The organism is Alcaligenes sp. WGS1538, from assembly GCF_043187505.1.
In the GTDB taxonomy this organism is placed as follows: domain Bacteria; phylum Pseudomonadota; class Gammaproteobacteria; order Burkholderiales; family Burkholderiaceae_B; genus Alcaligenes.
Genome location: NZ_CP171109.1, coordinates 2428653 through 2451398, shown reverse-complemented (window position 1 = coordinate 2451398; position 22746 = coordinate 2428653). Strand labels below are relative to the sequence as shown.

25 protein-coding genes are annotated in these 22746 nt (G+C 64.7%); 20 read left to right on the top strand and 5 right to left on the bottom strand.

Going from position 1 to position 22746, the window contains the following annotated elements; all coding sequences use genetic code 11:
* The first annotated feature begins 59 nt into the window (after positions 1–59).
* Both ACF3ND_RS11405 and ACF3ND_RS11400 read left to right on the top strand, forming a co-directional pair.
* Positions 60–701: a peroxiredoxin gene (locus ACF3ND_RS11405; RefSeq protein WP_394060514.1), complete on the top strand. Its 642-nt coding sequence runs from the start codon at positions 60–62 to the stop codon at positions 699–701.
* Between the two features lie 155 nt (positions 702–856).
* On the top strand, positions 857–1048 hold the full coding sequence (locus ACF3ND_RS11400) for a hypothetical protein (RefSeq protein WP_394060512.1): 192 nt from the start codon (positions 857–859) through the stop codon (positions 1046–1048).
* Positions 1049–1103: 55 nt separating this feature from the next.
* Here ACF3ND_RS11400 and ACF3ND_RS11395 read toward each other — a convergent pair whose 3' ends face one another.
* Together ACF3ND_RS11395 and ACF3ND_RS11390 are read right to left on the bottom strand one after the other, a co-directional pair.
* On the bottom strand, positions 1104–1874 hold the full coding sequence (locus tag ACF3ND_RS11395) for a biotin/lipoate A/B protein ligase family protein (RefSeq protein ID WP_394060510.1): 771 nt from the start codon (positions 1872–1874) through the stop codon (positions 1104–1106).
* A complete protein-coding gene (locus ACF3ND_RS11390; RefSeq protein ID WP_394060508.1) occupies positions 1871–2146 on the bottom strand; it encodes a lipoate protein ligase C-terminal domain-containing protein in 276 nt (91 codons plus the stop codon). The genes ACF3ND_RS11395 and ACF3ND_RS11390 overlap by 4 nt, the downstream gene beginning before the upstream one ends.
* A gap of 269 nt (positions 2147–2415) precedes the next feature.
* On the opposite strand from ACF3ND_RS11390, the gene rplS reads away from it, so the two are divergent.
* On the top strand, positions 2416–2790 hold the full coding sequence (gene rplS / locus ACF3ND_RS11385; protein ID WP_003799181.1) for a 50S ribosomal protein L19: 375 nt from the start codon (positions 2416–2418) through the stop codon (positions 2788–2790).
* Between the two features lie 61 nt (positions 2791–2851).
* Positions 2852–3604, top strand: a complete 753-nt coding sequence (locus tag ACF3ND_RS11380; RefSeq protein ID WP_394060504.1) for an NUDIX hydrolase — start codon at positions 2852–2854, stop codon at positions 3602–3604.
* A 36-nt stretch (positions 3605–3640) separates the two neighbouring features.
* Here the strand turns inward: ACF3ND_RS11380 and rsgA are convergent, their stop codons facing one another.
* Positions 3641–4543, bottom strand: coding sequence for a ribosome small subunit-dependent GTPase A (gene rsgA, locus ACF3ND_RS11375; protein WP_394060502.1), 903 nt, complete (start codon positions 4541–4543; stop codon positions 3641–3643).
* A complete protein-coding gene (locus ACF3ND_RS11370) occupies positions 4540–5787 on the bottom strand; it encodes a M48 family metallopeptidase (RefSeq protein ID WP_394060500.1) in 1248 nt (415 codons plus the stop codon). Before ACF3ND_RS11370 ends, rsgA begins: the two co-directional genes overlap by 4 nt.
* Before the next feature lie 44 nt (positions 5788–5831).
* Between ACF3ND_RS11370 and orn the strand changes: the two genes are divergently transcribed.
* From orn to ACF3ND_RS11295, 15 genes are all read left to right on the top strand, one after another.
* Positions 5832–6377 (top strand): oligoribonuclease, encoded by a 546-nt coding sequence (orn, locus tag ACF3ND_RS11365; RefSeq protein WP_394060498.1) that lies wholly within the window; start codon positions 5832–5834, stop codon positions 6375–6377.
* A 284-nt stretch (positions 6378–6661) separates the two neighbouring features.
* On the top strand, positions 6662–7654 hold the full coding sequence (paaA, locus tag ACF3ND_RS11360) for a 1,2-phenylacetyl-CoA epoxidase subunit PaaA (RefSeq protein ID WP_394060496.1): 993 nt from the start codon (positions 6662–6664) through the stop codon (positions 7652–7654).
* A gap of 93 nt (positions 7655–7747) precedes the next feature.
* Positions 7748–8032: a 1,2-phenylacetyl-CoA epoxidase subunit PaaB gene (paaB, locus tag ACF3ND_RS11355; RefSeq protein WP_394060494.1), complete on the top strand. Its 285-nt coding sequence runs from the start codon at positions 7748–7750 to the stop codon at positions 8030–8032.
* An 8-nt stretch (positions 8033–8040) separates the two neighbouring features.
* On the top strand, positions 8041–8805 hold the full coding sequence (gene paaC, locus ACF3ND_RS11350; protein WP_394060492.1) for a 1,2-phenylacetyl-CoA epoxidase subunit PaaC: 765 nt from the start codon (positions 8041–8043) through the stop codon (positions 8803–8805).
* A gap of 5 nt (positions 8806–8810) precedes the next feature.
* Positions 8811–9311: a 1,2-phenylacetyl-CoA epoxidase subunit PaaD gene (gene paaD / locus ACF3ND_RS11345; RefSeq protein WP_394060490.1), complete on the top strand. Its 501-nt coding sequence runs from the start codon at positions 8811–8813 to the stop codon at positions 9309–9311.
* A 13-nt stretch (positions 9312–9324) separates the two neighbouring features.
* Complete coding sequence (gene paaE / locus ACF3ND_RS11340; RefSeq protein WP_394060488.1) at positions 9325–10407, top strand: 1,2-phenylacetyl-CoA epoxidase subunit PaaE; 1083 nt, start codon at positions 9325–9327, stop codon at positions 10405–10407.
* A gap of 135 nt (positions 10408–10542) precedes the next feature.
* The gene (paaN, locus tag ACF3ND_RS11335) at positions 10543–12207 is read left to right on the top strand and encodes a phenylacetic acid degradation protein PaaN (protein ID WP_394060486.1); all 1665 of its coding nucleotides are present in this window, start codon (positions 10543–10545) and stop codon (positions 12205–12207) included.
* 15 nt (positions 12208–12222) lie between these two features.
* Entirely contained in the window at positions 12223–13014 is a 792-nt protein-coding gene (paaG, locus tag ACF3ND_RS11330; protein WP_394060484.1) for a 2-(1,2-epoxy-1,2-dihydrophenyl)acetyl-CoA isomerase PaaG, read from the top strand.
* Complete coding sequence (paaI, locus tag ACF3ND_RS11325) at positions 13014–13472, top strand: hydroxyphenylacetyl-CoA thioesterase PaaI (protein WP_394060482.1); 459 nt, start codon at positions 13014–13016, stop codon at positions 13470–13472. The genes paaG and paaI overlap by 1 nt, the downstream gene beginning before the upstream one ends.
* Before the next feature lie 73 nt (positions 13473–13545).
* Positions 13546–14859, top strand: coding sequence for a phenylacetate--CoA ligase PaaK (paaK, locus tag ACF3ND_RS11320; protein ID WP_394060480.1), 1314 nt, complete (start codon positions 13546–13548; stop codon positions 14857–14859).
* A 124-nt stretch (positions 14860–14983) separates the two neighbouring features.
* Positions 14984–15442 carry a holo-ACP synthase gene (gene acpS, locus ACF3ND_RS11315; protein ID WP_394060478.1) on the top strand — a complete coding sequence of 153 codons (459 nt, stop codon included), beginning with the start codon at positions 14984–14986 and terminating at the stop codon, positions 15440–15442.
* Positions 15439–16494, top strand: a complete 1056-nt coding sequence (gene nagZ, locus ACF3ND_RS11310) for a beta-N-acetylhexosaminidase (RefSeq protein WP_394060477.1) — start codon at positions 15439–15441, stop codon at positions 16492–16494. Before acpS ends, nagZ begins: the two co-directional genes overlap by 4 nt.
* Complete coding sequence (uvrC, locus tag ACF3ND_RS11305; RefSeq protein ID WP_394060475.1) at positions 16457–18280, top strand: excinuclease ABC subunit UvrC; 1824 nt, start codon at positions 16457–16459, stop codon at positions 18278–18280. Before nagZ ends, uvrC begins: the two co-directional genes overlap by 38 nt.
* Before the next feature lie 37 nt (positions 18281–18317).
* On the top strand, positions 18318–18890 hold the full coding sequence (pgsA, locus tag ACF3ND_RS11300) for a CDP-diacylglycerol--glycerol-3-phosphate 3-phosphatidyltransferase (protein WP_394060473.1): 573 nt from the start codon (positions 18318–18320) through the stop codon (positions 18888–18890).
* A gap of 2 nt (positions 18891–18892) precedes the next feature.
* On the top strand, positions 18893–20146 hold the full coding sequence (locus ACF3ND_RS11295) for an MFS transporter (protein WP_394060471.1): 1254 nt from the start codon (positions 18893–18895) through the stop codon (positions 20144–20146).
* Positions 20147–20209: 63 nt separating this feature from the next.
* Here ACF3ND_RS11295 and queF read toward each other — a convergent pair whose 3' ends face one another.
* The gene (gene queF, locus ACF3ND_RS11290) at positions 20210–21037 is read right to left on the bottom strand and encodes an NADPH-dependent 7-cyano-7-deazaguanine reductase QueF (RefSeq protein ID WP_394060469.1); all 828 of its coding nucleotides are present in this window, start codon (positions 21035–21037) and stop codon (positions 20210–20212) included.
* A 305-nt stretch (positions 21038–21342) separates the two neighbouring features.
* Between queF and aceA the strand changes: the two genes are divergently transcribed.
* On the top strand, positions 21343–22650 hold the full coding sequence (aceA, locus tag ACF3ND_RS11285; RefSeq protein ID WP_394060467.1) for an isocitrate lyase: 1308 nt from the start codon (positions 21343–21345) through the stop codon (positions 22648–22650).
* Positions 22651–22746 lie beyond the last annotated feature (96 nt).

The following is a 22746-nucleotide window of genomic DNA, read 5'->3' as shown; positions in this document are numbered from 1 at the left end:
ATCAATGATCGGATCAGCCGATCTTTCCAACGCCGGCTTATCCAGCAAGGGAGCACACAATGGCAACACTACGTCTGGGCGACACCGCCCCCGACTTCGAGCAGAAATCTTCGGTTGGCACCATCAAATTCCATGAGTTCCTGGGCGACAGCTGGGGCGTGCTGTTCTCGCACCCCGCCGATTTCACGCCGGTCTGCACGACCGAGCTGGGCTACACCGCCAAGCTGGCCGATGAATTCGCCAAGCGCAACGTGAAAGTGCTGGCCGTGTCCGTGGATGACGTCGACTCCCACAACCAGTGGATCAACGACATCAACGACACCCAGAAGACCACGGTCAACTTTCCCATCCTGGCCGACGATGACCGCAAGGTGGCGGATCTGTACGACATGATCCACCCCAACGCCAGCACCACCGCCACCGTGCGTTCGGTGTTCATCATCGACCCCGCCAAGAAAGTGCGCCTGATCATCACCTACCCCGCCAGCACGGGCCGCAACTTCAACGAGATCCTGCGCGTCATCGATTCGCTGCAGCTCACCGACAGCCACAGCGTGGCCACGCCCGTGAACTGGGAAGATGGCGATGATGTGATCATCGTTCCCAGCCTGAAGGATCCTGAAATCCTGAAGCAGAAATTCCCCAAGGGCTACACTGAAATCCGCCCCTACCTGCGCGTGACGCCGCAGCCCAACAAGTAAGCAGCGCTGCCGTCCATGCAAAGCCCCGCGGCCCTTTACGGGCACGGGGCTTTTTTTTTGCGTGGGTCGCGCGCAACAGGGCAGGGCGGGCTCTTGCATGAAATGCTGTTGTTAAGTACAGTACTGTACAAGAAAACAGTAAACCGGAGCCCGCCATGTCCCGCCCAGTCCGCCGTCCCGCCGCTCACGCTTCCGTCCGTTCGCGTTCTTCGTCCGTGCGCTCGCGGCGCAGTCCCTTTTCCGGTCAGTTGTCCATGCGCGCCAAGCTGCTGGATGTGTGCCTGGTGGCTGTCTGGGGAGCCACCATCCCCGGCCTGCTGTGGCTGGGCAGCATGGGCGGGTTTTGAATCCGCCCTTCCGAATGAAGCATGCCAGCCTTGCGGCCGGCTCAAAGGCATATAGTCAAGGAACGATATTCGTCCATTCCGCCGTCAGGAAACGGTCCTGCGCCAGTTGCCGCGCACGCGCCAGTGTGGCGGCGTCCAGTTCCACTTTTTCCAGCGGCGCCTTTTGCTTGAACTCGGTCAGCATGGCCTCGATCACCGCCTCGCGGCTCATGCCGGTCTGGCTGCGTATGGGGTCCACGCGCTTCTTGGCGCTGGTCGTGCCTTTGTCGGACAGTTTTTCCTTGCCAATGCGCAGCACTTCCAGCATCTTGTCGGCGTCGATATCGTAGGCCATGGTCACGTGGTGCAGCACGGCGTTGCCCCGCCGCGCCTGGGCGGCCCCGCCTATCTTGCCGCCGGCGCTGGTGATGTCGTTCAGGGGCTGGTACCAGGCGTCGATGCCCAGGCTGCGCAAGGCGTCGATCACCCATGCATCCAGAAACTCATAGGACTCCTGGAAGGTCATGCCGGCGACGAATTGCCGCGGTACGCTCAGGGAGTACGTAATGGTGTTGCCGGGTTCGATGAACATGGCTCCGCCGCCGCTGATGCGGCGCACCACCTTGATGCCGTGGCGGGCGGCGCCCTCGGGTTCGATCTCGTTGCGCAGGGACTGAAAGCGGCCGATCACCACGGCGGCCTGCTGCCATTCCCATATGCGCAGGGTAGGGGCGCGCACGCCATCGCTGACGTCCTGCGTGATCACCTCGTCCAGCGCCATGTGCAGGGCGGCCGGTTGCGGCTCCATATGGATCAGCTGCCATGGCAATTCGCTCCATCTCGTCATGCCAGGGCCCTCCGCACCACCACGCCAATGGCCTGGAGATCCACGCCGAACATTTCCGTGTCCGGGGGCAGGTTGCGGCTGACCTGCGCGGCAATCTCTTCGGCGCTGCTGTGCACTGACAAGCCCAGCAAGGCTTCGTTGATCAGGGCCAGGGTTTCGGGCGGCTCCAGGAAGAAGTCCCCGCTCAGGCGAGCCTGGCGGATGACGCCGTCATCAACGTCCAGATCGACGACGACCAGCTTCCCACCCGGGACTTTGTATTCGGCATGCATACGGTGTTCTTTCCTCTCGATGCGGCCGCTCTGCGCAGCGGGACGGCGGCCTCCGATTGATGGTTGTATCGCGCGCGCCATGGACCCCGCGCGGATTGTGTCGTATCTTAACGCAGTTAAACGTTCATCGCGTCCGGACGACATGCCGTCCCTGTCTTGTTGAGCCCATGTTTTTAATGGTAGAATCATGGGCTTAACATTTTTTCATCCTCTGTCAGCGCCAATTCATTTTAATTTTTGCGGCTGATACGATGGTTTTGGAGTCAATCGTGGATTTGATCGCTATTCTTGAGCAAGAAGAAATCCAGCGCCTGACCGGTGGCAAGCTGCCTCCCGAGTTCGGTCCTGGTGACACCGTCGTCGTCAACGTGAACGTGGTCGAAGGTACGCGCAAGCGCGTCCAGGCTTACGAAGGCGTGGTTATCGGCCGCCGCAACCGTGGCCTGAATTCCTCCTTCATCGTTCGCAAGATTTCTTCCGGCGAAGCCGTCGAGCGTACGTTCCAGCTGTATTCCCCCCAGATCGCCAGCATCGAAGTCAAGCGCCGCGGCGCTGTGCGTCGTGCTAAACTGTACTATCTGCGCGATCGCTCGGGTAAAGCCGCTCGCATCAAGGAAAAACTCGTTCGTCGTTCGGGCAACTGATTCCCGACGAGCTACGATGCAAAGGCACCCAGGCGGGTGCCTTTGTTTTTACGTGAGAACGATGCCGGCCCCTATCATCAAGCCTCATCGCAGGCCTGTCGTAGTTCCGGGGTTCGACCCCCGCAGCCAGCCATTGGTGGCCCTCGATCCGCTGCCTGACCTGCCATCGCAAGCCCTGCAGCTGGACTTCATGCGCAGCGCTTTCGGCCAGCCCGTCCAGTGGCAGGTCGAACCCTTGTTCCGCAGCTCCTTCCATCCGGATTTCCTGCCCGGGTCGGTCAATATCCGCGCCGCCGTCTGCATCGGCGTCACACAGCGCCCGGACGGCCCGTCCATCATCTTCACTAGGCGCGCCACTCATCTGCACAATCACGCCGGCCAGATCAGCTTCCCCGGGGGGCGCATCGAGCCTTCCGATGTCGGTCCGGTGGAAGCCGCCCTGCGCGAGACCCAGGAGGAAATCGGCATCGAGCCGCGTTTCGTGCGCTACCTGGGCCAGCATCCGATTTTCGTGACCAGCACCCAGTTCGCCATGCGTCCCATCATCGGTGAACTTCAGGCGGGTTTCACCGTCGTGCCCGACAGCGCGGAAGTGGCCGAGGTCTTCGAGGTGCCGCTGTCCGTGCTGCTCGATCCGCAGCGCCATCAGCTGCATCACGCCATCCTGCCCGACGGCACGCAGCGCCAATATTTTTCCATCCCCTGGGGGCCGTATTTCATCTGGGGCGCCACGGCCGTGCTGGTGCGCAATCTGTATCACCACCTATCCGCGGCATGGAATCAGCTGTCGGCCGGCGGAGACGCGCGGCGTTAAGACCTTGAACAGGCTCCAAGGCCACGTACCGGGACGTCAGTAACGCGGCTTGTTCTCGTGCTCGGCCAGCAGGCGCTGGTACAGGGCGTGGCGATCGGGATGTATGGAGCCGGCCTCGATGGCGGCCAGCACGCCGCAGCCCGGTTCGTGCCGATGGCTGCAGTTGTAGAAACGGCAGGATTCGACCGCCTGGCGGAAGTCCGGGAAACCATGGACGATGTCTTCTTGTTCCAGGTGCGACAGGCCGAAGGCCTGGAAGCCGGGGCTGTCGATCAGGTCTCCGCCTTCGGGCAGATGATACAGACGGGTGCTGGTGGTGGTGTGCCGGCCGGTGCCCAGGGCCTGGGAGTGTTCCTGGGTCAGGGCGCGGGCCTCGGGCACCAGCGCGTTGAGCAGAGTGGACTTGCCCATGCCGCTTTGCCCCAGCAGCAGCGTGCGCTTGCCGGCCAGCCAGGGAGCCAGGGCCTGGCGCGTCTGCGCGGGGTCCAGGGCCACCATTTCCAGGATGGGCACGCCCAGGGCGGCCGTGGGCGCCAGCTTGGCCCGCGCCCGGTCCAGGGACGCCGACAGGTCGGCCTTGTTCAGGATGATGACCGGGGCGATGTCCGCGCTCCAGGCGGCCACCAGGGCGCGGCCCAGCAGGTCTTCGGAGTAGGCGGGTTCGGGCGCGACCACGATCAGCAGCTGGTCGATGTTGGCGGCGAACTGCTTGGTGCGGAAGTCGTCCGACCGGTACAGCAGGTTGCATCGTTCCTGTACGCGCTCGATCACGCCTTCGTCCTTGCCCTGCCGCAGCACGTCCACCTGGTCGCCCACGGCGATGCCGGCTTTCTTGCCGCGCGGAAAGCACTTGATGCTCTGGCCGTCGGGCAGCTCGACGAAGTAGTGGCGGCCATGGGCGGCCGTCACCAGGCCGCTGAGTGTGTTTTTGCTTGTCATGCCAGGCTTTTGAGGTGTCTTACGCGGTCGACGGCGTTGGGGTGGCTGTCGTAGAAGGCGGAATGGATGGGGTCGGGCGTTAGCGTGGCCGCATTGTCGTTGTAGAGCTTGAGCAGCGCCGAGATCAGTTCGCCGGCCTGGCTGTGGCCGGCGGCGAAACGGTCGGCCTGGTATTCGTCGCGGCGCGAGAAGTAGGCGGCCACCGGCCCCATCCAGAACGTGAAGGTGGGCACGACCAGAAAGAACAGGATCAGTGCCAGAGCGTCATTGGGGCGGCCCAGCTGGGGAATGACGCCCAGGCTGGTATAGAAGCCAACCTGGGACCAGGCCCAGCCGGCCAGCAGGAAGAAGACCAGCGAGGAGAGCAGGCTGATCAGCAGGCGGCGCTGGATGTGGCGATGCTTGAAGTGGCCCAGCTCGTGGGCCAGCACGGCCTCGATCTCGGCGGGCTGCAGCTTGTTGAGCAGGGTGTCGAAGAAGACGATGCGTTTATGACGGCCCAGACCCGTGAAGTAGGCGTTGCCGTGCGCCGAGCGCCGCGAGCCGTCCATGACGTACAGGCCGTCGGCCTGGAAGTCGCAGCGCTGCGCCAGGGCGGCGATGCGTTCTCGCAGCTCGGCGTCCTCCAGGGGCTTGAAGGTGTTGAAGAGTGGGGCGATGACGCGCGGATAGAGCCACAGGACCAGCAGGTTGAACGCCACCCACAATCCCCAGGCATACCAGGGCCAGGAGGGGCCGGCCCATTCCATGAAGCCCAGCAGGGCGGCGCACAGGGGGGTGCCCAGCGCCAGCACCAGCAGCAGCGCCTTGAGCGTGTCGGCCACGAACAGGCCGGGGGTCATGCGATTGAAGCCGAAGCGCGCCTCCAGCACGAATTTGCGGTACCAGGCGAAGGGCAGGCCAGCCGCTCCCATGATGGCCAGCACCGCGCCGATCAGGATCAGCTGGCGCAGCAGTTCGTGGTCGATCAGCCGCCCCAGGGCGACGTCCAGCCATTGCAGCCCGCCCATCAAGGTCAGGGCCAGCAGCAGAAAGGCTTCCATCAGCCGCTCGATCAGGGCCAGGCGCGTGCGCGCAATGGTGTAGCGTGCGGCGCGCTGGTGGCTGTGCAGGCTGATGCGGCCGGCGAACTCGGCCGGCACCTGGTTCTGGTGCCGGTAGACGTGCCGGATCTGGCGCATGCCCAGCCAGAAGCGCAGGAATACGTCGCACAGCAGGAAGATGACGAACAACAAGGTCAGCATGAGCACGGGCAATATGTAAAATAGGCGTTTTGAGGAATGATTATATGGCGGTTCAAACACAGCGTCTGGTCTGGCTCGACATGGAAATGACGGGCCTGGATCCGGACAAGGAGCGCATCATCGAGGTGGCCGTGGTGGTGACCGAGGCCGATCTGACCGTGGTGGCCGAAGGTCCCGTCCTGGTCGTGCACCAGAGCAACCAGCTGCTTGACGCCATGGACGCCTGGAACAAGGGCACGCACGGCCGCAGCGGCCTGATCGACAAGGTCAAGGCGTCCACACTGAATGAGGAGCAGGCCGAGGACATTCTGCTGGATTTCCTGAAGCAGCATCTGCCGGCCGGCAAGTCGCCGCTGTGCGGCAATACCATCAGTCAGGACCGCCGCTTCATGTACCGCTACATGCCGCGCCTGGAGGCCTTCTTCCATTATCGCAACCTGGATGTCAGCACTCTCAAGGAGCTGGCCTTGCGTTGGAAGCCCGAAGTGGTCAAAAGTTTCGTCAAGCAGAGCCGCCACGAGGCCCTGGCCGATATCTACGAATCCATCGCCGAGCTCAAGCACTACCGCGAGCATTTCATCCAGCTCTAAGACCGTCGCGGCGGTCCGCGTCCGCGGCCGGCTCTCGGCGTCCGCGTGCGGCGGCTGGCGCTCCTGCGCCGCGCGCCTGCTTTTCTGGCCCGGGGATGGTTCAAAGCCACCCGCCAGGCCCTTTTTTCAGGTCTAGGTATTTACCCTTAAACCCCCCTCTGTGCTCTCATATGATACGGTTTTTTGATTGACATCAAATTTTTCGTATTAAATAATTAAGCGTATATGGTTTGCGCTGAAACAAAGTCTTTTGGCGCTGTCTGCACTATTACCGGGGGTTTGTCATGTATGCACAACTCGTAGAGACCGGCGTCAAGCAGGTCAAAGGCATGGACGACATGTCCGAGCAGGAGCGTCAGTTCCAGCAGCGCATCGACGACGGCGTGCGCATCGAGGCCAAGGACTGGATGCCCGAGGCCTATCGCAAGACGCTGGTGCGCCAGATTTCCCAGCACGCCCACTCCGAGGTGGTGGGCATGCTGCCCGAGGGCAACTGGATCACGCGCGCGCCGTCGCTCAAGCGCAAGGCCATCCTGATGGCCAAGGTTCAGGACGAGGCCGGCCACGGCCTGTACCTGTACAGCGCCGCCGAGACACTGGGCGTCAGCCGCGAACAATTGGTCGGCGACCTGCTGTCGGGCAAGGCCAAGTACTCCAGCATCTTCAACTACCCCACGCTGAACTGGGCCGACATCGGCATGATAGGCTGGCTGGTGGACGGCTCGGCCATCATCAACCAGATCCCGCTGTGCCGCTGCTCCTACGGCCCGTATGCGCGCGCCATGGTGCGTGTCTGCAAGGAGGAATCCTTTCACCAGCGCCAGGGCTATGACCTGCTGATCCAGATGTGCCTGCACGGCACGCCCGAGCAAAAGGCCATGTGCCAGGACTCCATCAATCGCTGGTGGTGGCCTGCCTTGATGATGTTCGGCCCTTCGGACGCCGATTCCACCAACAGCGCCCAGTCCATGCAGTGGAAGATCAAGCTGTTCTCCAACGACGAACTGCGCCAGAAGATGGTGGATCAGACCGTGCCCCAGGCCGAGTACCTGGGCCTGACCATTCCCGATCCGGACCTGCGCTGGAACGAGGAGCGCGGGCACTACGATTTCGGTGAAATCGACTGGGAAGAGTTCTGGGCGGTCATCAAGGGCAACGGTCCCTGTAACCGCGAACGGCTGCAGGCGCGCGTCAAGGCCCACGAAGACGGCGCCTGGTTCCGCGACGCCCTGGACGCTCATGCCCAGAAGCAGCAAGCGGTCCGCAAGGTCGCCTGAATGTTTTTGCACGGGGAGCGCCGTCGCTTCCCGACCCGATCCGATACGCAGCGCGCGTCCACTGTTCGCCGCTGCACAGCGAGGAATTGAAGTATGAGCAAGCATGATTGGCCTCTCTGGGAGGTCTTTATCCGCAGCCAGCACGGCCTGGCCCACAAGCATGTGGGCAGCCTGCATGCGCCTGACGCGGAAATGGCGATCAACAACGCCCGCGACGTCTACACCCGCCGCAACGAAGGCGTGAGCATCTGGGTCGTTCGCGCGGCCGACATCGCCGCCTCCAGCCCGGACGACAAGGGCGCGCTGTTCGAACCGTCCAACAGCAAGGTCTACCGCCATCCCACCTTCTTCCCGATGCCCGACGGCATCAATATGTAGGAGGCCGCATGGACAAGGCGCTGTTTTCCTATGCCCTGAGACTGGGCGATTCGACCCTGGTGCTGGCCCAGCGCCTGGGCGAATGGACCGGCCACGGCCCGGCCCTGGAAGAAGAGCTGGCCAGCGCGAATACCGCGCTGGACCTGCTGGGCCAGGCGCGCATGTGGCTGACGCTGGCCGGCGAGACGGAAGGGCAGGGCCGCGATGAAGACCGTCTGGCCTACCACCGCGACGCCCACCAGTACACCAACTACCTGCTGGTCGAACGCGACAACGGGCACTACGGCGACACCTTGATGCGCCAGTTCCTGTTCGACAGCTGGCATTTCTTCCTGTTGGAAGAACTGGTGCGTTCGTCCGACGAGCAGATCCGGGCCATCGCCCAGAAGGCTCACAAGGAAGTGATGTATCACCTGCGTCGTTCCAGCGACCTGATCGTGCGCCTGGGCGACGGCACGCCCGAGAGCCATGCGCGCATGCAGCAGTCTCTGGACGACGCCTGGCGCTTCGTGGGCGAGTTGTTCCTGGATGACGAGGTGACGCAGTCCCTGGCCGAACGCCAGGCCGCGCCGCTGATGGCGGGCCTGTGGGCGCCGTGGCTGGATTACGTCAGCCAGGTGCTCGAACGCGCCACGCTGCGCCGCCCGCCGGAGCAGGACGCGCAGCACAAGGCCTATCGTGGCGGCCCGCAGGGGCGCCATACGGAGGCGTTGGGATATCTGCTGGCGGAGATGCAGCATCTGCCGCGCATGTATCCCGACGCTCGCTGGTGAGCGTCATGACCTCGACCTGGACGCCCGAGCAGGTCATGCAGCGCCTGGCCCGCATCCCCGATCCGGAGATCCCGGTGATCTCCCTGCTGGACCTGGGCATCGTACGCGACGTGCGCCGGGAAGGCGAGTTGTGCGTGGTCACCATCACGCCGACCTATTCCGGATGCCCGGCCATGTACGAAATCACGCGCATGATCGAAGAGGCCCTGCATGAAGAGGGCCTGGATCAGGTGCGCGTGGACACGCAGCTATCGCCGGCCTGGACCACGGACTGGATGAGCGAGCAGGGCAGGCAGGCGCTGCGCGGCTACGGCATTTCGCCGCCCGCCCAGCGGTCGGTGGACATCTCGGGGCTGCTGCGCCAGCCCGAAGCGCCTGTGGTGGCCTGTCCTCAATGCGGCTCCACGCACACCCGGGTGATCAGCCAGTTCGGCTCCACGCCCTGCAAGGCGCTGTATCGCTGCATAAGCTGCGGCGAACCTTTCGATTACTTCAAGGCGCATTAATATAGGCCCTAATATGAGTCAGTTTTATTCCCTCCCGGTGGCCTCGGTCTCGCGCAGCACCCGCGATGCGGTGGTGGTGGCCTTTGCCGTGCCGGATGAATTGCAGGACGTGTTCCATTTCCGCCCCGGCCAGTACCTGACCCTGCGCACGCACCTGGACGGCCAGGAATTGCGCCGTTCGTACTCGATCTGCGCGGCTCCCCACGATCGCCTGCTGCGCGTGGCCATCAAGCGCGTCAACGACGGCGCCTTCTCCACCTGGGCCAACAGCCATCTGGAGGCCGGCGCCATGCTGGAGGTCATGCCGCCGGACGGGCATTTCACGGTGGAGTTCGACCCCGCCCAGGCGCGCCGCTACGTGGCCTTCGCCGTGGGCAGCGGCATCACGCCCATCCTGTCCCTGGTGAAGACGGCCCTGAACACCGAGCCGGACTCCTCGTTCACGCTGTTCTTCGGCAATCGCGCTTCCTCGGCCATCATGTTCCGCGAAGAAATCGAGGACCTGAAAAACACCTATATGGAGCGCTTCTCCATCGTGTATATCATGAGCCGGGAGACGCAGGACATCGACCTGTTCAATGGCCGGCTCGACGGCGACAAGGTGCGCCAGCTGATGAAGCTGTGGTTCGATCCGTCCACGGTGGACGTGGCCTTCGTCTGTGGTCCGCAGGACATGACCGAGCAGGTCATTGCCGCCTTGCAGGAAAACGGGCTGGAGAAGTCGCAGATCAAGTTCGAGCTGTTCGGCGCTCCCAAGGGGCCGCGCGCCCTGCGCACCGGCGAGGAAGCGCGCAAGGCGCCGGGCAAGGAGCAGTGCGAGCTGACGATCATCCAGGATGGCGTCACGCGCAGCCTGACCATAGACAAGAACAGCGCCAGCGTGCTCGATTCGGCGCTGCAGCAGGGCCTGGAACTGCCTTACTCCTGCAAGGGCGGGGTCTGTTCGACCTGCCGCTGCAAGGTGGTGGAGGGCGAAGTGGACATGGACGCCAATTTCGCGCTGGAAGACTACGAGGTGGCGCGCGGCTTCGTGCTGAGCTGCCAGAGCTTCCCGGTCAGCGACCGCCTGGTCATCGATTTCGACCAGGAAACCTGAGGCAGGGCCGCCCCAAGGTAAAAAGCGCCCTTGGCAGCAAGCAGGCGAGAGCCTGGGCCGCGTGAGGAGCATTTTTCAGGAACAACAGCATGGTCCGGCCGGTCCGGACCATGCCCGGAGTCAGGAGCAAATTGCATGGCAATCGATTTTTTCAAGACGCACCAAGCCACCCTGGACCAGGCCCTGGCCAGCATCAACGAGCGCACGTTCTGGAGCGCCTACCCCGAGAACCCCAGCCCCCGCACTTACGGAGAGAGCGCCGCCCAGCAGGGCCAGGCAGCTTTCGAAGCCTATCGTGGCAAGCCGTTTCCCCTGACGCTGGAAGGCGCCCAGGGCGAGACCGGCGACGAGCAGTCGCCGTTTGGCTTCGCGCTGGACATCCGCTATCCCAAGGTTCCCGTCGACCAGCTGATCGCCCAGTCGCAACTGGCGCTGGAGAGCTGGCGCGATGCCGGGCCGCAGGCCTGGGTGGGCGTGTGCCTGGAGATCCTGCACCGCCTGAACCAGCGCAGCTTCGAGATGGCCAACGCCGTCCAGCACACCACCGGACAAGGCTTCATGATGGCCTTCCAGGCCGGCGGCCCGCACGCCCAGGAGCGCGCCCTGGAAGCCGTGGCCTATGCCTGGCAGGAAATGGCCCGCATTCCCGGCCTGGTGGATTGGGTCAAGCCCCAGGGCAAGCACGACCCCATCCAGATGAAGAAACAGTTCAAGGTCGTGCCGCGCGGCATAGGCCTGGTCATCGGCTGCTCCACCTTCCCGACCTGGAACGGCTATCCCGGCCTGTTCGCCTCCCTGGCGACCGGCAACACCGTCATCGTCAAGCCGCATCCGGGCGCCATCCTGCCCCTGGCCATCACCGTGGCCGTGGCGCGCGAGGTGCTGGCCGAAGCCGGCTTCAATCCCAATGTGGTGCTGCTGGCCGCCCATGAACCTCAGGAAGACACCGCCCAGCAGCTGGCCCTGCATCCGGCCGTCAAGCTGATCGACTTCACCGGCAGCAGCCTGAACGGCAACTGGCTGGAAGCCAATGCCCGCCAGGCCCAGGTCTACACCGAGAAGGCCGGCGTGAACCAGGTCATCATCGATTCGGTCGAGGACTTCAAGGCCGTGGCGCGCAACCTGGCGTTTTCTTTCGCCCTGTACTCGGGCCAGATGTGCACGGCTCCGCAGAACATCTACGTGCCGCGCGACGGCATACGAACCGCCGACGGCGTCATGAGTTTCGACGAGGTCGCCCAGGGCCTGGCGCTGGCTGTGCAGAAGCTGGTGTCCGATCCCGCCCGCGCGGTGGAGATCACCGGCGCCGTGCAGAATGAAGCCTGCGCACAGCGCATCGACGCCGCCCGTCAGCTGGGCATGCCCATCCTGGCCGACAGCCAGACGCTGGAGCATCCCGCATTCCCCGGGGCGCGCGTGCGCACGCCCCTGCTGCTGCAGGCGCGCGCCGACCAGCCCGAGATCCAGAAGGAGTGGTTCGGCCCCATCGCGTTCGTGGTGCAGACCGATTCGACCCGGCACAGCATCGAGCTGGCCGGCCGCAGCATCGTCGAACACGGCGCTCTGACGCTGTCGGCCTACAGCACCGATGAGCAGGTGACGGCCGAGATCCAGCGCATGGCCGAGCGCGCCGGCGTGTCCCTGTCGCTGAACCTGACCGGGGCCGTTTTCATCAACCAGACGGCGGCCTACAGCGATTTTCACGGCACGGGCGCCAACCCGGCCGCCAACGCCTCGCTGTCGGACTCGGCCTATGTGGCCAACCGTTTCCGTGTAATCCAGACCCGTTGGCATTTCTGAAAGGACGATGGCCGGATGATTTACCAGAATATCCAGTTTGAACTGCAGGACGGCGTGGCCCGCATCACGCTGAACCGCCCCGACAAGCTCAACAGCTTCACCGCCGACATGCATGCGGAGCTGGCCGACGCGCTGAGCCGCGTCGAGCAGCAGTCCGGGCTGCGCGTGCTGGTGCTGACCGGCAATGGCCGCGGCTTCTGTGCCGGACAGGACCTGTCCGAGCGCCAGATGAGCGCGGGCGATGCGCCTGTGGACCTGGGCGCCACTATCGAGAAGTTCTATGCGCCGCTGGTGCGCCGTCTGCGCGCGCTGGCCGCCCCCGTGGTGGTGGGCGTGAACGGCGTGGCGGCCGGCGCCGGCGCCAATCTGGCCCTGGCGGGCGATATCGTCATCGCGCGCCGCTCGGCCAGCTTCATCCAGCCTTTCTGCCGGTTGGGCCTGCTGCCCGACACGGGGGGCACTTTCTTCCTGCCCCGGCTGGTGGGGCCGGCCCGGGCCATGGGCCTGGCGCTGCTGGGCGACAAGCTGCCGGCCGAGCAGGCCGCGCAGTGGGGCCTGATCTGGGAATGTGTGGCCGACGAGGACTTCGAGGCGCGCCTGGACGAGCTGGCCCGCCATTTTGCGCAGGCGCCCACCAAGGGCCTGGCCTACGCCAAGAAAGCCATCTACGCCAGCGACGCGCACTCGCTGGACCAGCAGCTGGACATGGAGCGCGACCTGATGCGCGAACTGGGAGCCAGCCAGGACTACCGCGAGGGCGTCGATGCCTTCCTGGCCAAACGCGCACCTGTTTTCAAGGGGATGTAATGGATAACGTCGTTGTTCCGGAAGACGCACAGCAACTGGCCGAGCAGGTCAGCGAACATATGTACGGCAATGACCAGGCCTCCCAGGCGCTGGGCCTGAGCCTGGATGCGGTCGCGCCCGGCCAGGCCAACATGAGCATGACGGTGCGCGCCGACATGCTCAATGGCCACAAGACCTGTCATGGCGGATTCATCTTCGCCCTGGCCGACAGCACCTTCGCCTTCGCCTGCAATTCGCGCAACGCTCCCACGGTGGCCTCGGGGTGCACCATCGATTACCTGGCGCCCGCCTTCGAGGGCGACGTGCTCACGGCGCGCGGCGTGGAAGCGTCGCTGGCCGGACGCACCGGCGTATACGATATCGAGGTGGTGAACCAGAATGGCCGGCGCATCGCCCTGTTCCGGGGGCGCTCGTACCGTCTGAACGGCACGGTGCTGGGCGGGATCGAAAAGAAATAGTTTTATTGACGAGACACCCTGCGGACCCGGGGGGGTCTGTAGTACCAAACGAGTGGCAGGGCAGGAGTACACCATGACAGCAATTCAAGAACAAGTCGGCCGCGATGCCATCGAGCACGCCAGCGTCGACGAAATCCGCAATCTGCAGCTGGAGCGCCTGAAGTGGACGCTGCGGCATGCCTACGAGAACGTGCCCCATTATCGTCGCAAGTTCGACGAGGCGGGCGTGCATCCGGACGATCTGAAGCAGTTGTCCGACCTGTCCAAGTTCCCGTTCACGACCAAGCAGGACCTGCGCGACAACTACCCCTTCAATATGTTCGCCGTGCCCCGCGAGCAGGTGGTGCGCGTGCACGCCTCCAGCGGCACCACCGGCAAGCCCACGGTGGTGGGCTACACGGCCAAGGACATCTCCACCTGGGCCGACCTGTTCGCCCGCTCCATGTGGGCGGCCGGCGCGCGTCCCGGCGACATCGCGCACGTGGCCTACGGCTACGGCCTGTTCACCGGCGGCCTGGGCGCGCACTACGGCGCCGAGCGCCTGGGCTGCACGGTCGTTCCCATGTCCGGCGGCCAGACTGAAAAGCAGGTGCAGCTGATCCAGGACTTCCGCCCCGACGTGATCATGGTCACGCCTTCCTACTTCTGCAACATCATGGAGGAAATGGAGCGCCAGGGCATGGATCCGCGCGACACCTCGCTGCGCATCGGCATTTTCGGCGCCGAGCCCTGGACCGGCCAGATGCGCCTGGACATCGAGCAGCGCGCCGGCATCGACGCCGTGGACATCTACGGCCTGTCCGAAGTCATGGGGCCGGGCGTGGCCATGGAATGCGTGGAGAGCAAGGATGGCCCGGTGGTCTGGGAGGATCATTTCTTCCCCGAGATCATCAATCCCGAAACCGGCGAGCCCGTGGCCGACGGCGAGAGCGGCGAGCTGGTGTTCACCTCGCTCAGCAAGGAGGCCATGCCGGTCATCCGCTATCGCACCCGCGACTTGACGCGCCTGCTGCCGCCCACCTCGCGCAGCATGCGCCGCATCGGCAAGATCACCGGCCGCAGCGACGACATGCTGATCGTGCGCGGCGTCAATCTGTTTCCCACCCAGGTCGAGGAACTGGTCCTGAAGATGCCCGAGCTGGGCGCCCAGTATCAGCTCGTGCTCAGCCGCAGCGGCAACCTGGACGAGCTGGAAGTGCTGACCGAGGTGCGCGCCGAGCACAATCACCTGGACGAGGCGGCCCGCGAGCAGCTGGCGCGCCGCCTGTGCCACTCCATCAAGACCTTCATCGGCGTGAGCGCGCGCGTGCGGGTGCAGTCGGCCGGCACGGTCGAGCGCACCATCACCGGCAAGGCCAAGCGCGTGGTGGACCGGCGCACGTTCTGATCGCCGCGACGGCGTGCGCGACGGCCCTGCCCAGGCAGGGCCGTTTTTGTATTCGCCCGTCTCACGGTATCATTCAGTCTGGCAGGCGGCGCAAGCCGTCTTTCTGTTTTTTCCGTGGCCGACCATGTCCGACACAGTTCCCGGCGCCATTGCCGGCATAGGCACCGACCTGATCCGCATCGAGCGGATCGAACGCGCGCTGGCCCGTCACGGCGAGCGCTTCGTCACCCGCATCCTGGGCGAACAGGAGCGCGTCGTCTATGCGCGCCGCGCCGCACGCGATCCGCAGCGCGGGCTGCGCTACCTGGCGACCCGCTTTGCCGCCAAGGAGGCTTTTTCCAAGGCCATCGGCCTGGGCATGCACATGCCCATGGCCTGGTCGCGCATGCAGACCCTGAACGCGCCCGGCGGCCGGCCCGTGGTGCGCCTGTCCGGGGAACTGCAGATCTGGTTCGAGGCGCGCTTTGGCGCCGCCCACATTTCCCTGACGGACGAGTCCGACATGGCCATGGCCTTTGTCGTGCTGGAGCGCAAGCCCCAAACCGGCCGCCATTCCTCCCTATCCGAGTCTGAAACCAAATGAGTCCTTCTCCGCAAGCAGTACTGCCTCCCGGTCCGGTCATGGTCGACGTGCAGGGCACCACCCTGACCGAACAGGAGCGCCTGCGACTGCGCCATCCCCTGGTAGGCGGCGTCATCCTGTTCAGCCGCAACTTCCAGGACCGCGCACAGCTGACGGCCTTGTGCCAAGCCATCCATGCCGAGCGCGATGAGCCGCTGCTGATCGCCGTGGACCATGAGGGCGGGCGCGTGCAGCGCTTCCGGGAAGACGGCTTCACCACCTTGCCGGCGATGAGCCAGCTGGGCGAGCTGTGGACGCGCGACGCCGTCAAGGCGGCGGCGGTCGCCGCGGACACCGGTTACGTGCTGGCCGCCGAGCTGCGCGCCTGCGGCGTGGACATGAGCTTCACGCCCGTGCTGGACCTGGACTGGGGAGTCAGCAAGGTCATCGGCGACCGCTCCTTCCATCGCAGCCCGCGTGCGGTCTCCATGCTGGCGGCCGGCCTGATCCGGGGCCTGAACAAGGCGGGCATGTCCGCCTGCGGCAAGCATTTCCCCGGCCATGGCGCCGTGCAGGCGGACTCCCATCACGAGATTCCCGTGGACGACCGTCCGCTGGAGCAGATCCTGGACGAGGACGCCGCTCCTTACGGCTGGCTGGGCACCTTGCTGCTGCCTTCCGTGATGCCGGCCCACGTGATCTATTCCAAGGTGGATCCCAATCCGGCGGGTTTTTCGCCATACTGGATCCAGCGCGTGCTGCGCAAGGCCCTGGCCTACGACGGCGTGGTGTTCTCCGACGACCTGACCATGGAAGGCGCCTCGGTGGCGGGCGGCATCCTGGACCGCGCCAAGGCGGCCCTGGGCGCCGGCTGCGACATGGTGCTGGTGTGCAATCGTCCCGACCTGGCCGATGAATTGCTGGAGCGCCTGGAGTTCACGCCTGCGCCGGAATCCATAGACCGCATCCGCAAGCTGATGCCAACGACCCCCGCCCTGGACTGGGATGCCCTGCAGGCGGACGAGCACTATCAATATGCCCGCGGACTTCAATCTAAAATCCTTTCTGTCTGAGCTGCCGAATCTGCCGGGCGTGTACCGGCATATCGACGAGCAGGGCGAGGTGCTGTACGTGGGCAAGGCCCGCGACCTCAAGCGCCGCGTCAGCTCGTACTTCCAGAAGAACTTGAGCAGCCCGCGCATTGCCCATATGGTGGCGCGGGTGGCGCGCATCGAGGTCACCGTCACCCGCAGCGAGGCCGAGGCCCTGCTGCTGGAAAACAACCTGATCAAGCGCCTGCGGCCGCGCTACAACATTCTGTTCCGGGACGACAAGTCCTATCCGTACCTGATGATCAGCGCCCATGAGGCGCCGCGCATCGCCTACTACCGCGGCAGCACCAGCGGCAAGGGGCATTTCTTCGGACCCTATCCCAATTCCTGGGCCGTGCGCGAAACCATCCAGATCCTGCAGCGGGTGTTCCGCCTGCGCACCTGCGAGGACAGCGTCTACGCCAACCGGACCCGCCCCTGTCTGTTGCATCAGATCGGACGCTGTTCGGCGCCTTGCGTGGATCTGGTCTCGCCGGAGCAGTACCAGCAGGACGTCCAGCGCGCCATCCGCTTCCTGGATGGCCATACCTCCGAGATCCTGGACGATCTGCAGGCCCGCATGATGAAGGCGTCCGAAAACCTGGACTTCGAGCAGGCCGCCGTGCTGCGCGACCAGATGAAGGCCCTGTCCGCCGTATTGCAGCAGCAGAGCATGGAGCAGGTCGGCAACGACGATGTGGACGTCATCGTGGTGGCCAATGCGGGCGGCAAGTTCTGCGTCAACCTGGCCATGGTGCGCGGCGGCCGCCATCTGGGCGACCGGGCTTTTTTCCCGACGCAGATCAACGACGACACGCCCGGCGACGTGCTGGCGGCTTTCATCGCCCAGCATTACCTGGAGCGCCGCATGCCGCCGGTGCTGGTCTGCTCGCACGCTTTGCCCGATCCGGACCTGATGCCCCTGCTGGCCGAGCAGACCGGGGTCAAGGCGCGGGTGCTGACGCGCCCGCAGGGCGTGCGCAGGACCTGGCTGGAACAGGCGGCCAAGAACGCCGAGCTGGCGCTGGCGCGCGTGCTGAGCGAGTCCACGGCGCGCGCCGAGCGCACCCGGGCGCTGGCCGATGCCCTGCAACTGGACCTGGACGAGGCCCAGCTGGACGCCTTGCACATCGAATGCTTCGACATCAGCCATACGGCCGGGGAGGCCACGCAGGCTTCCTGCGTGGTGTACAGGCAGCACGCCATGCAGCCCTCGCTGTATCGTCGCTACAACATCGCCGGCATCACGCCGGGCGATGATTATGCCGCCATGCGCCAGGTCCTGAACCGCCGCTTCGCGCGCGTGGCCGAGGGGCTGGCCGAGCTGCCGGACATCGTCCTGATCGACGGCGGCAAGGGGCAGGTGGAGATCGCCCGGCAGGTGTTCGTGGAGCTGGGCCTGGACATTCATGTGCTGGTCGGGGTGGCCAAGGGCGAGAAACGCAAGGTCGGCCTGGAAACGCTGGTCTTTGCCGACGGCCGGCCGTCCGTGGCGCTGGGCGTGGAGTCCGCCGCCCTGATGCTGGTGGCCCAGGTGCGCGACGAGGCGCACCGTTTCGCCATCACCGGCATGCGCGCCCAGCGGGCCAAGGCGCGCAACGTGTCCCGGCTGGAGGATATCGAAGGGGTCGGCGCCAAGCGGCGCCAGCGGCTGCTGGCGCGCTTTGGCGGCTTCAGCGGGGTGGCCGACGCCAGCATCGACGAGCTCAGTTCGGTCGAGGGAATATCCACCGAACTGGCCGAGCGCATTTATCATGCTTTACGATAGGCGTGAGCCTTCGTCCATTTAGGTTGGTATCCGAGCTATGCCTTTCAATCTGCCCATCGCCCTTACGTGGCTTCGCATCGTCCTGATCCCCTTGATCGTGGCGCTTTACTATCTGCCCGACAGCTGGCTGTCCGAGCCTTCGCGCGATCTGTGGGCGGCCCTGGTCTTCATCGTGGCGGCCTTGACGGACTGGTTCGACGGCTGGCTGGCGCGGCGCTGGAACCAGACCTCGTCCTTCGGCGCCTTCCTGGATCCGGTGGCCGACAAGCTGATGGTGAGCGCGGCCCTGCTCGTGCTGCTGGACCTGAACCGGGTGGACGCCTTCATCGCCCTGATCATCATAGGCCGGGAAATCACCATTTCCGCGTTGCGGGAATGGATGGCCAAAATCGGGGCCAGTGGTAGTGTGGCGGTTCACCGGCTCGGCAAGTTCAAGACGGCGGCGCAGATGGTGGCCATCCCCTGCCTGCTGTACTGGTACCCCATCATGGGCCTGCCGACCCGCATCATCGGCCAGGCGCTCATCGTCGTGGCAGCGGTACTGACTGTCTGGTCCATGTGCTATTACTTGCAGAAGGCCTGGCCGGAAATCAAGAAAAAGCAGAACTGAGCATGTCTGATACGCAAACTTCCACGCTGGACGGGCAGCTCGCCCCCAGCTCGCGCGACTGGCGGGTGATCGGGGTCATCGGGATCGCCCATGCCAGTTCGCATTTCTTCCAGCTGATCCTGCCCACGCTGTACATCTCCCTGGGCCAGGAATTCGGTTATGACTTCCTGACGCTGGGCGGGCTGGTCACCACCTTCTATCTGGTGTCCTGCCTGGGGCAGGCCTCCTCGGGCTTCCTGGTCGATCGGGTGGGCGCCTATCCGGTGCTCAAGGTGGGGCTGGCCTGCTTCGTGGTGGCGGCCCTGCTCATCGGCATGGCCAACGGCTATGCCATGCTGCTGGCCGCCGCACTGATCGGCGGGGTGGGCAACGCCGTCTTCCATCCGGTGGACTATTCCATCATCAACCACCGGGTCAGCCCGGCGCGCCTGGGCCATGCCTTCAGCACGCACGGCCTGACGGGCAACCTGGGCTGGGCGCTGACGCCGGTCTTCATCACGTCCCTGACCATTTATTTCAACTGGCGCGTCGCCGTGCTGGCCGCCGCCGCCCTGATCGCGGCCGTGCTGGCGCTGGTACTGCTCAACCGCGAGGCGCTGGCCGGCGCGTCCGTTGCGCGCGAGGCGGACGGAGCCAGGCCGCAGGACAAGGAGCCCATCTGGGTGACGCTGTCCACCTTGCTGTCCCGGCCTTCGCTATGGGGAGCGTTCCTGTTCTTCGCCTTCGCCACGGCCGCCATGGCGGTGGTGCAGAACTACACCATTCCCATGCTGCACAACACCTACGGCATCGACAAGGTGCTGGCCGGTTCGGCGCTGTCCGGCTATATGCTGGCATCGGCGGCGGGCATGCTGGCCGGCGGCTTCATCGCTTCCAGCACGCCGCGCTCCGAACTGATCGTGTTCGTGTCCCTGATCGTCTCCGGCACCTTGCTGCTGGTGCTGGGGGCAGGGTGGGTGGCGCCGGCGCTGGCCCTGTTTTTCGTGGGCGCCGCGGGGTTCTGCTCGGGCATCGCCTCGCCTTCGCGCGACATGCTGATCCGCCGCGTCACGCCCAAAGGATCGACCGGCGCCGTCTATGGACTGGTGTATTCGGGCATGGACGTGGGCTCGTCCCTGGCCCCAGTGGGCTTCGGGCTGCTGCTGGATGCCGGCCTGAACCAGGCGCCCTGGTACGGCGCGGCCATCGGCTATTGGACCGCCGCCGGCCTGGCCGTCTATGTGGCTTCCACCGTCACTCGGGCCTCCCGGAGCTGAAGGAAAGGGGAAAAGCAAAACCGCTGCAACTGCAGCGGTTTTTTTTGCACAACGGCGCGGCCCTTATTGTCGTGCCAGGCGGGGTTCGTCCACGCTGTCCGGATGGCTGCTGCGCCAGGGGTTGATGTCCAGGCCGCCGCGGCGCGTATAACGCGCATATACCAGCAGGCGTTCGGGCCGGCAGCTTTGCATGATGTCGCTGTAGAGCCGTTCCACGCAGTGTTCGTGGAACTCGGTATGGCGGCGCAGAGAGACGATGTAACGCAGCAGGGAGGCGGGATCGATCTGCGGGCCGGTGTAGCGCACCTGCACGCTGCCCCAGTCCGGCTGGCCGGTGACCGGGCAGTTGGACTTGAGCAGGTCGGACACCAGCGATTCAGTGACGACGGGGGCCTCGGGCAGGCAGCGCAGCAGCCCGCTTTGCGGCGTGTAGTCGCGGATCTCGATGTCCAGCTGGTCGATGCACAATCCGTCCAGCGTGCCGATGTTCTGGCCGTCCAGGGCGTCGAGCGGCAGCAGCGTGACGTCCACGGGGGCGCCGGCGACGGAACCCAGGTCCTGGGCCATGCGTTCGCGCAGCGCGTCCATATCGCTCACGATCTCGTCGTTGAAGGAATTCAGGTAGAGCTTGAAGGACTTCGATTCGATGATGCGCGGGCTGTTCCAGGGGATGACGAAGCGCGCGATGGCCACGACCGGTTTGCCTTTGGGGTTGAGCCAGGACATTTCGTAGGCGTTCCAGATGTCGGCGCCGTGCCATTGTTCGGGCGTTTGCAGGGAGCGGCGGTTCAGGGCCCGTTCGATGCCGAACAGCACGGATGGATCGTAGCGACTGGGATAGACCACGTCGTGGCCCAGAGGGGAGTCTTTCAGGAGGGAAGTGCTCGTCATTGGCGGGTAATACGGGAACAAGACAATCAAAAGGCGCGGCGCGCTCGCCGGCCTTGCGTGGCGGGCCCCATTATCCCATATGGTGAAACTACTGTCTCAGCATGCAAAAAAACGCTGCTGCGACGCACATCATGTCGTTTCATAAAAAGGCAACAGGTTTCATATCTCGAAATTTATAAACTAACTTATTGATTACAAGGTAAAAAATATTTAGTCTTATATAAGATACAACACACCATTGCGGCGCAGCATTTGGATAGACTGTAGTCATCTGTTCAACGTCATTTCTGATAGAGGAGTCAACCATGAATGCTCGAGAAGCCGACATCCGGAACCTGCAAAAACGCTGGGCGGAAGATCCCCGCTGGCAAGGCGTCAAGCGAGGCTACAGCGCCGAGGAGGTCATCCGCCTGCGCGGCTCCCTGGTCGAGGAATACACGCTGGCGCGACGCGGCGCAGAGCGGCTCTGGCAATCCATCAACCAGGAGCCCTTCGTCAACGCGCTGGGCGCCCTGACCGGCAACCAGGCCATGCAGCAGGTCAAGGCCGGCTTGAAAGCCATCTATCTATCGGGCTGGCAGGTGGCGGGCGATGCCAATACCGCCGGCGAAATGTACCCTGATCAATCCCTGTACCCCGTCAACTCGGTGCCATCCGTGGTGCGCCGCATCAACAATTCCCTGGCGCGCTGTGATCAGATCCAGTGGATGGAAGGCGTCAACCCCGGCGATGAAGGCTATATCGATTACTTCGCGCCCATCGTGGCCGACGCCGAGGCGGGCTTTGGCGGCGTGCTCAATGCATTCGAGCTGATGAAAGCCATGATCGCCGCCGGCGCGGCCGGCGTGCACTTCGAGGATCAGCTGGCTTCGGCCAAGAAGTGTGGCCACCTGGGCGGCAAAGTCCTGGTGCCCACCCGCGAGGCCGTCTCCAAGCTGGTCGCCGCCCGCCTGGCCGCCGACGTGCTGGACGTGCCCACCATCCTGGTGGCCCGTACCGACGCCGATGCCGCCGACCTGATCACCAGCGATGTGGACGAGTACGACCGCCCCTTCATCCTGGAAGAACGCACGGTCGAAGGCTTCTATCGCACCCGCGCCGGCCTGGACCAGGCCATTGCCCGGGGCTTGGCGTACGCCCCGTATGCGGACCTGGTCTGGTGCGAGACGTCCACGCCGAACCTGGAGTATGCGCGCCAGTTCGCCGAAGCCATCCACCGTCAGTTCCCCGGCAAGATGCTGGCCTACAACTGCTCGCCGTCCTTCAACTGGAAGAAGAATCTGGACGACGCCACCATCGCCAGATTCCAGCGCGAGCTGGGCGCCATGGGCTACAAGTTCCAGTTCATCACGCTGGCGGGCTTCCACGCCCTGAACTACGGCATGTTCGAACTGGCGCACGGCTATGCCCGCCGCCAGATGAGCGCCTTCGTGCAGCTGCAGGAAAAAGAGTTCGCGGCCGCCGAGCTGGGCTTTACCGCCGTCAAGCACCAGCGTGAAGTGGGCACGGGCTATTTCGACGCCGTGACCCAGACCGTGGAGGCCGGCAAGTCCTCGACCACGGCGCTGGCCGGTTCCACCGAGGCCCAGCAGTTCGCGACCTCGGAAGCGTGATCGGGGAGGGCGCTCCCTGAGAGCGCCGCCGCGATGCAGACAGCCCGCCGGCCTGCTCCAGCCGGCGGGCTGTCTTTTTGGCAAGAGGGGAGGGAC

Excerpts from the sequence above, each read along its gene's own strand:
- ACF3ND_RS11405 (WP_394060514.1), top strand. The coding sequence starts at position 60 with ATGGCAACACTACGTCTGGGCGACACCGCCCCCGACTTCGAGCAGAAA.
- ACF3ND_RS11400 (WP_394060512.1), top strand. The coding sequence starts at position 857 with ATGTCCCGCCCAGTCCGCCGTCCCGCCGCTCACGCTTCCGTCCGTTCG.
- ACF3ND_RS11395 (WP_394060510.1), bottom strand. The coding sequence starts at position 1,874 with ATGACGAGATGGAGCGAATTGCCATGGCAGCTGATCCATATGGAGCCG.
- ACF3ND_RS11390 (WP_394060508.1), bottom strand. The coding sequence starts at position 2,146 with ATGCATGCCGAATACAAAGTCCCGGGTGGGAAGCTGGTCGTCGTCGAT.
- ACF3ND_RS11380 (WP_394060504.1), top strand. The coding sequence starts at position 2,852 with ATGCCGGCCCCTATCATCAAGCCTCATCGCAGGCCTGTCGTAGTTCCG.
- rsgA (WP_394060502.1), bottom strand. The coding sequence starts at position 4,543 with ATGACAAGCAAAAACACACTCAGCGGCCTGGTGACGGCCGCCCATGGC.
- ACF3ND_RS11370 (WP_394060500.1), bottom strand. The coding sequence starts at position 5,787 with ATGCTGACCTTGTTGTTCGTCATCTTCCTGCTGTGCGACGTATTCCTG.
- orn (WP_394060498.1), top strand. The coding sequence starts at position 5,832 with ATGGCGGTTCAAACACAGCGTCTGGTCTGGCTCGACATGGAAATGACG.
- paaA (WP_394060496.1), top strand. The coding sequence starts at position 6,662 with ATGTATGCACAACTCGTAGAGACCGGCGTCAAGCAGGTCAAAGGCATG.
- paaB (WP_394060494.1), top strand. The coding sequence starts at position 7,748 with ATGAGCAAGCATGATTGGCCTCTCTGGGAGGTCTTTATCCGCAGCCAG.
- paaC (WP_394060492.1), top strand. The coding sequence starts at position 8,041 with ATGGACAAGGCGCTGTTTTCCTATGCCCTGAGACTGGGCGATTCGACC.
- paaD (WP_394060490.1), top strand. The coding sequence starts at position 8,811 with ATGACCTCGACCTGGACGCCCGAGCAGGTCATGCAGCGCCTGGCCCGC.
- paaE (WP_394060488.1), top strand. The coding sequence starts at position 9,325 with ATGAGTCAGTTTTATTCCCTCCCGGTGGCCTCGGTCTCGCGCAGCACC.
- paaN (WP_394060486.1), top strand. The coding sequence starts at position 10,543 with ATGGCAATCGATTTTTTCAAGACGCACCAAGCCACCCTGGACCAGGCC.
- paaG (WP_394060484.1), top strand. The coding sequence starts at position 12,223 with ATGATTTACCAGAATATCCAGTTTGAACTGCAGGACGGCGTGGCCCGC.
- paaI (WP_394060482.1), top strand. The coding sequence starts at position 13,014 with ATGGATAACGTCGTTGTTCCGGAAGACGCACAGCAACTGGCCGAGCAG.
- paaK (WP_394060480.1), top strand. The coding sequence starts at position 13,546 with ATGACAGCAATTCAAGAACAAGTCGGCCGCGATGCCATCGAGCACGCC.
- acpS (WP_394060478.1), top strand. The coding sequence starts at position 14,984 with ATGTCCGACACAGTTCCCGGCGCCATTGCCGGCATAGGCACCGACCTG.
- nagZ (WP_394060477.1), top strand. The coding sequence starts at position 15,439 with ATGAGTCCTTCTCCGCAAGCAGTACTGCCTCCCGGTCCGGTCATGGTC.
- uvrC (WP_394060475.1), top strand. The coding sequence starts at position 16,457 with ATGCCCGCGGACTTCAATCTAAAATCCTTTCTGTCTGAGCTGCCGAAT.
- pgsA (WP_394060473.1), top strand. The coding sequence starts at position 18,318 with ATGCCTTTCAATCTGCCCATCGCCCTTACGTGGCTTCGCATCGTCCTG.
- ACF3ND_RS11295 (WP_394060471.1), top strand. The coding sequence starts at position 18,893 with ATGTCTGATACGCAAACTTCCACGCTGGACGGGCAGCTCGCCCCCAGC.
- queF (WP_394060469.1), bottom strand. The coding sequence starts at position 21,037 with ATGACGAGCACTTCCCTCCTGAAAGACTCCCCTCTGGGCCACGACGTG.
- aceA (WP_394060467.1), top strand. The coding sequence starts at position 21,343 with ATGAATGCTCGAGAAGCCGACATCCGGAACCTGCAAAAACGCTGGGCG.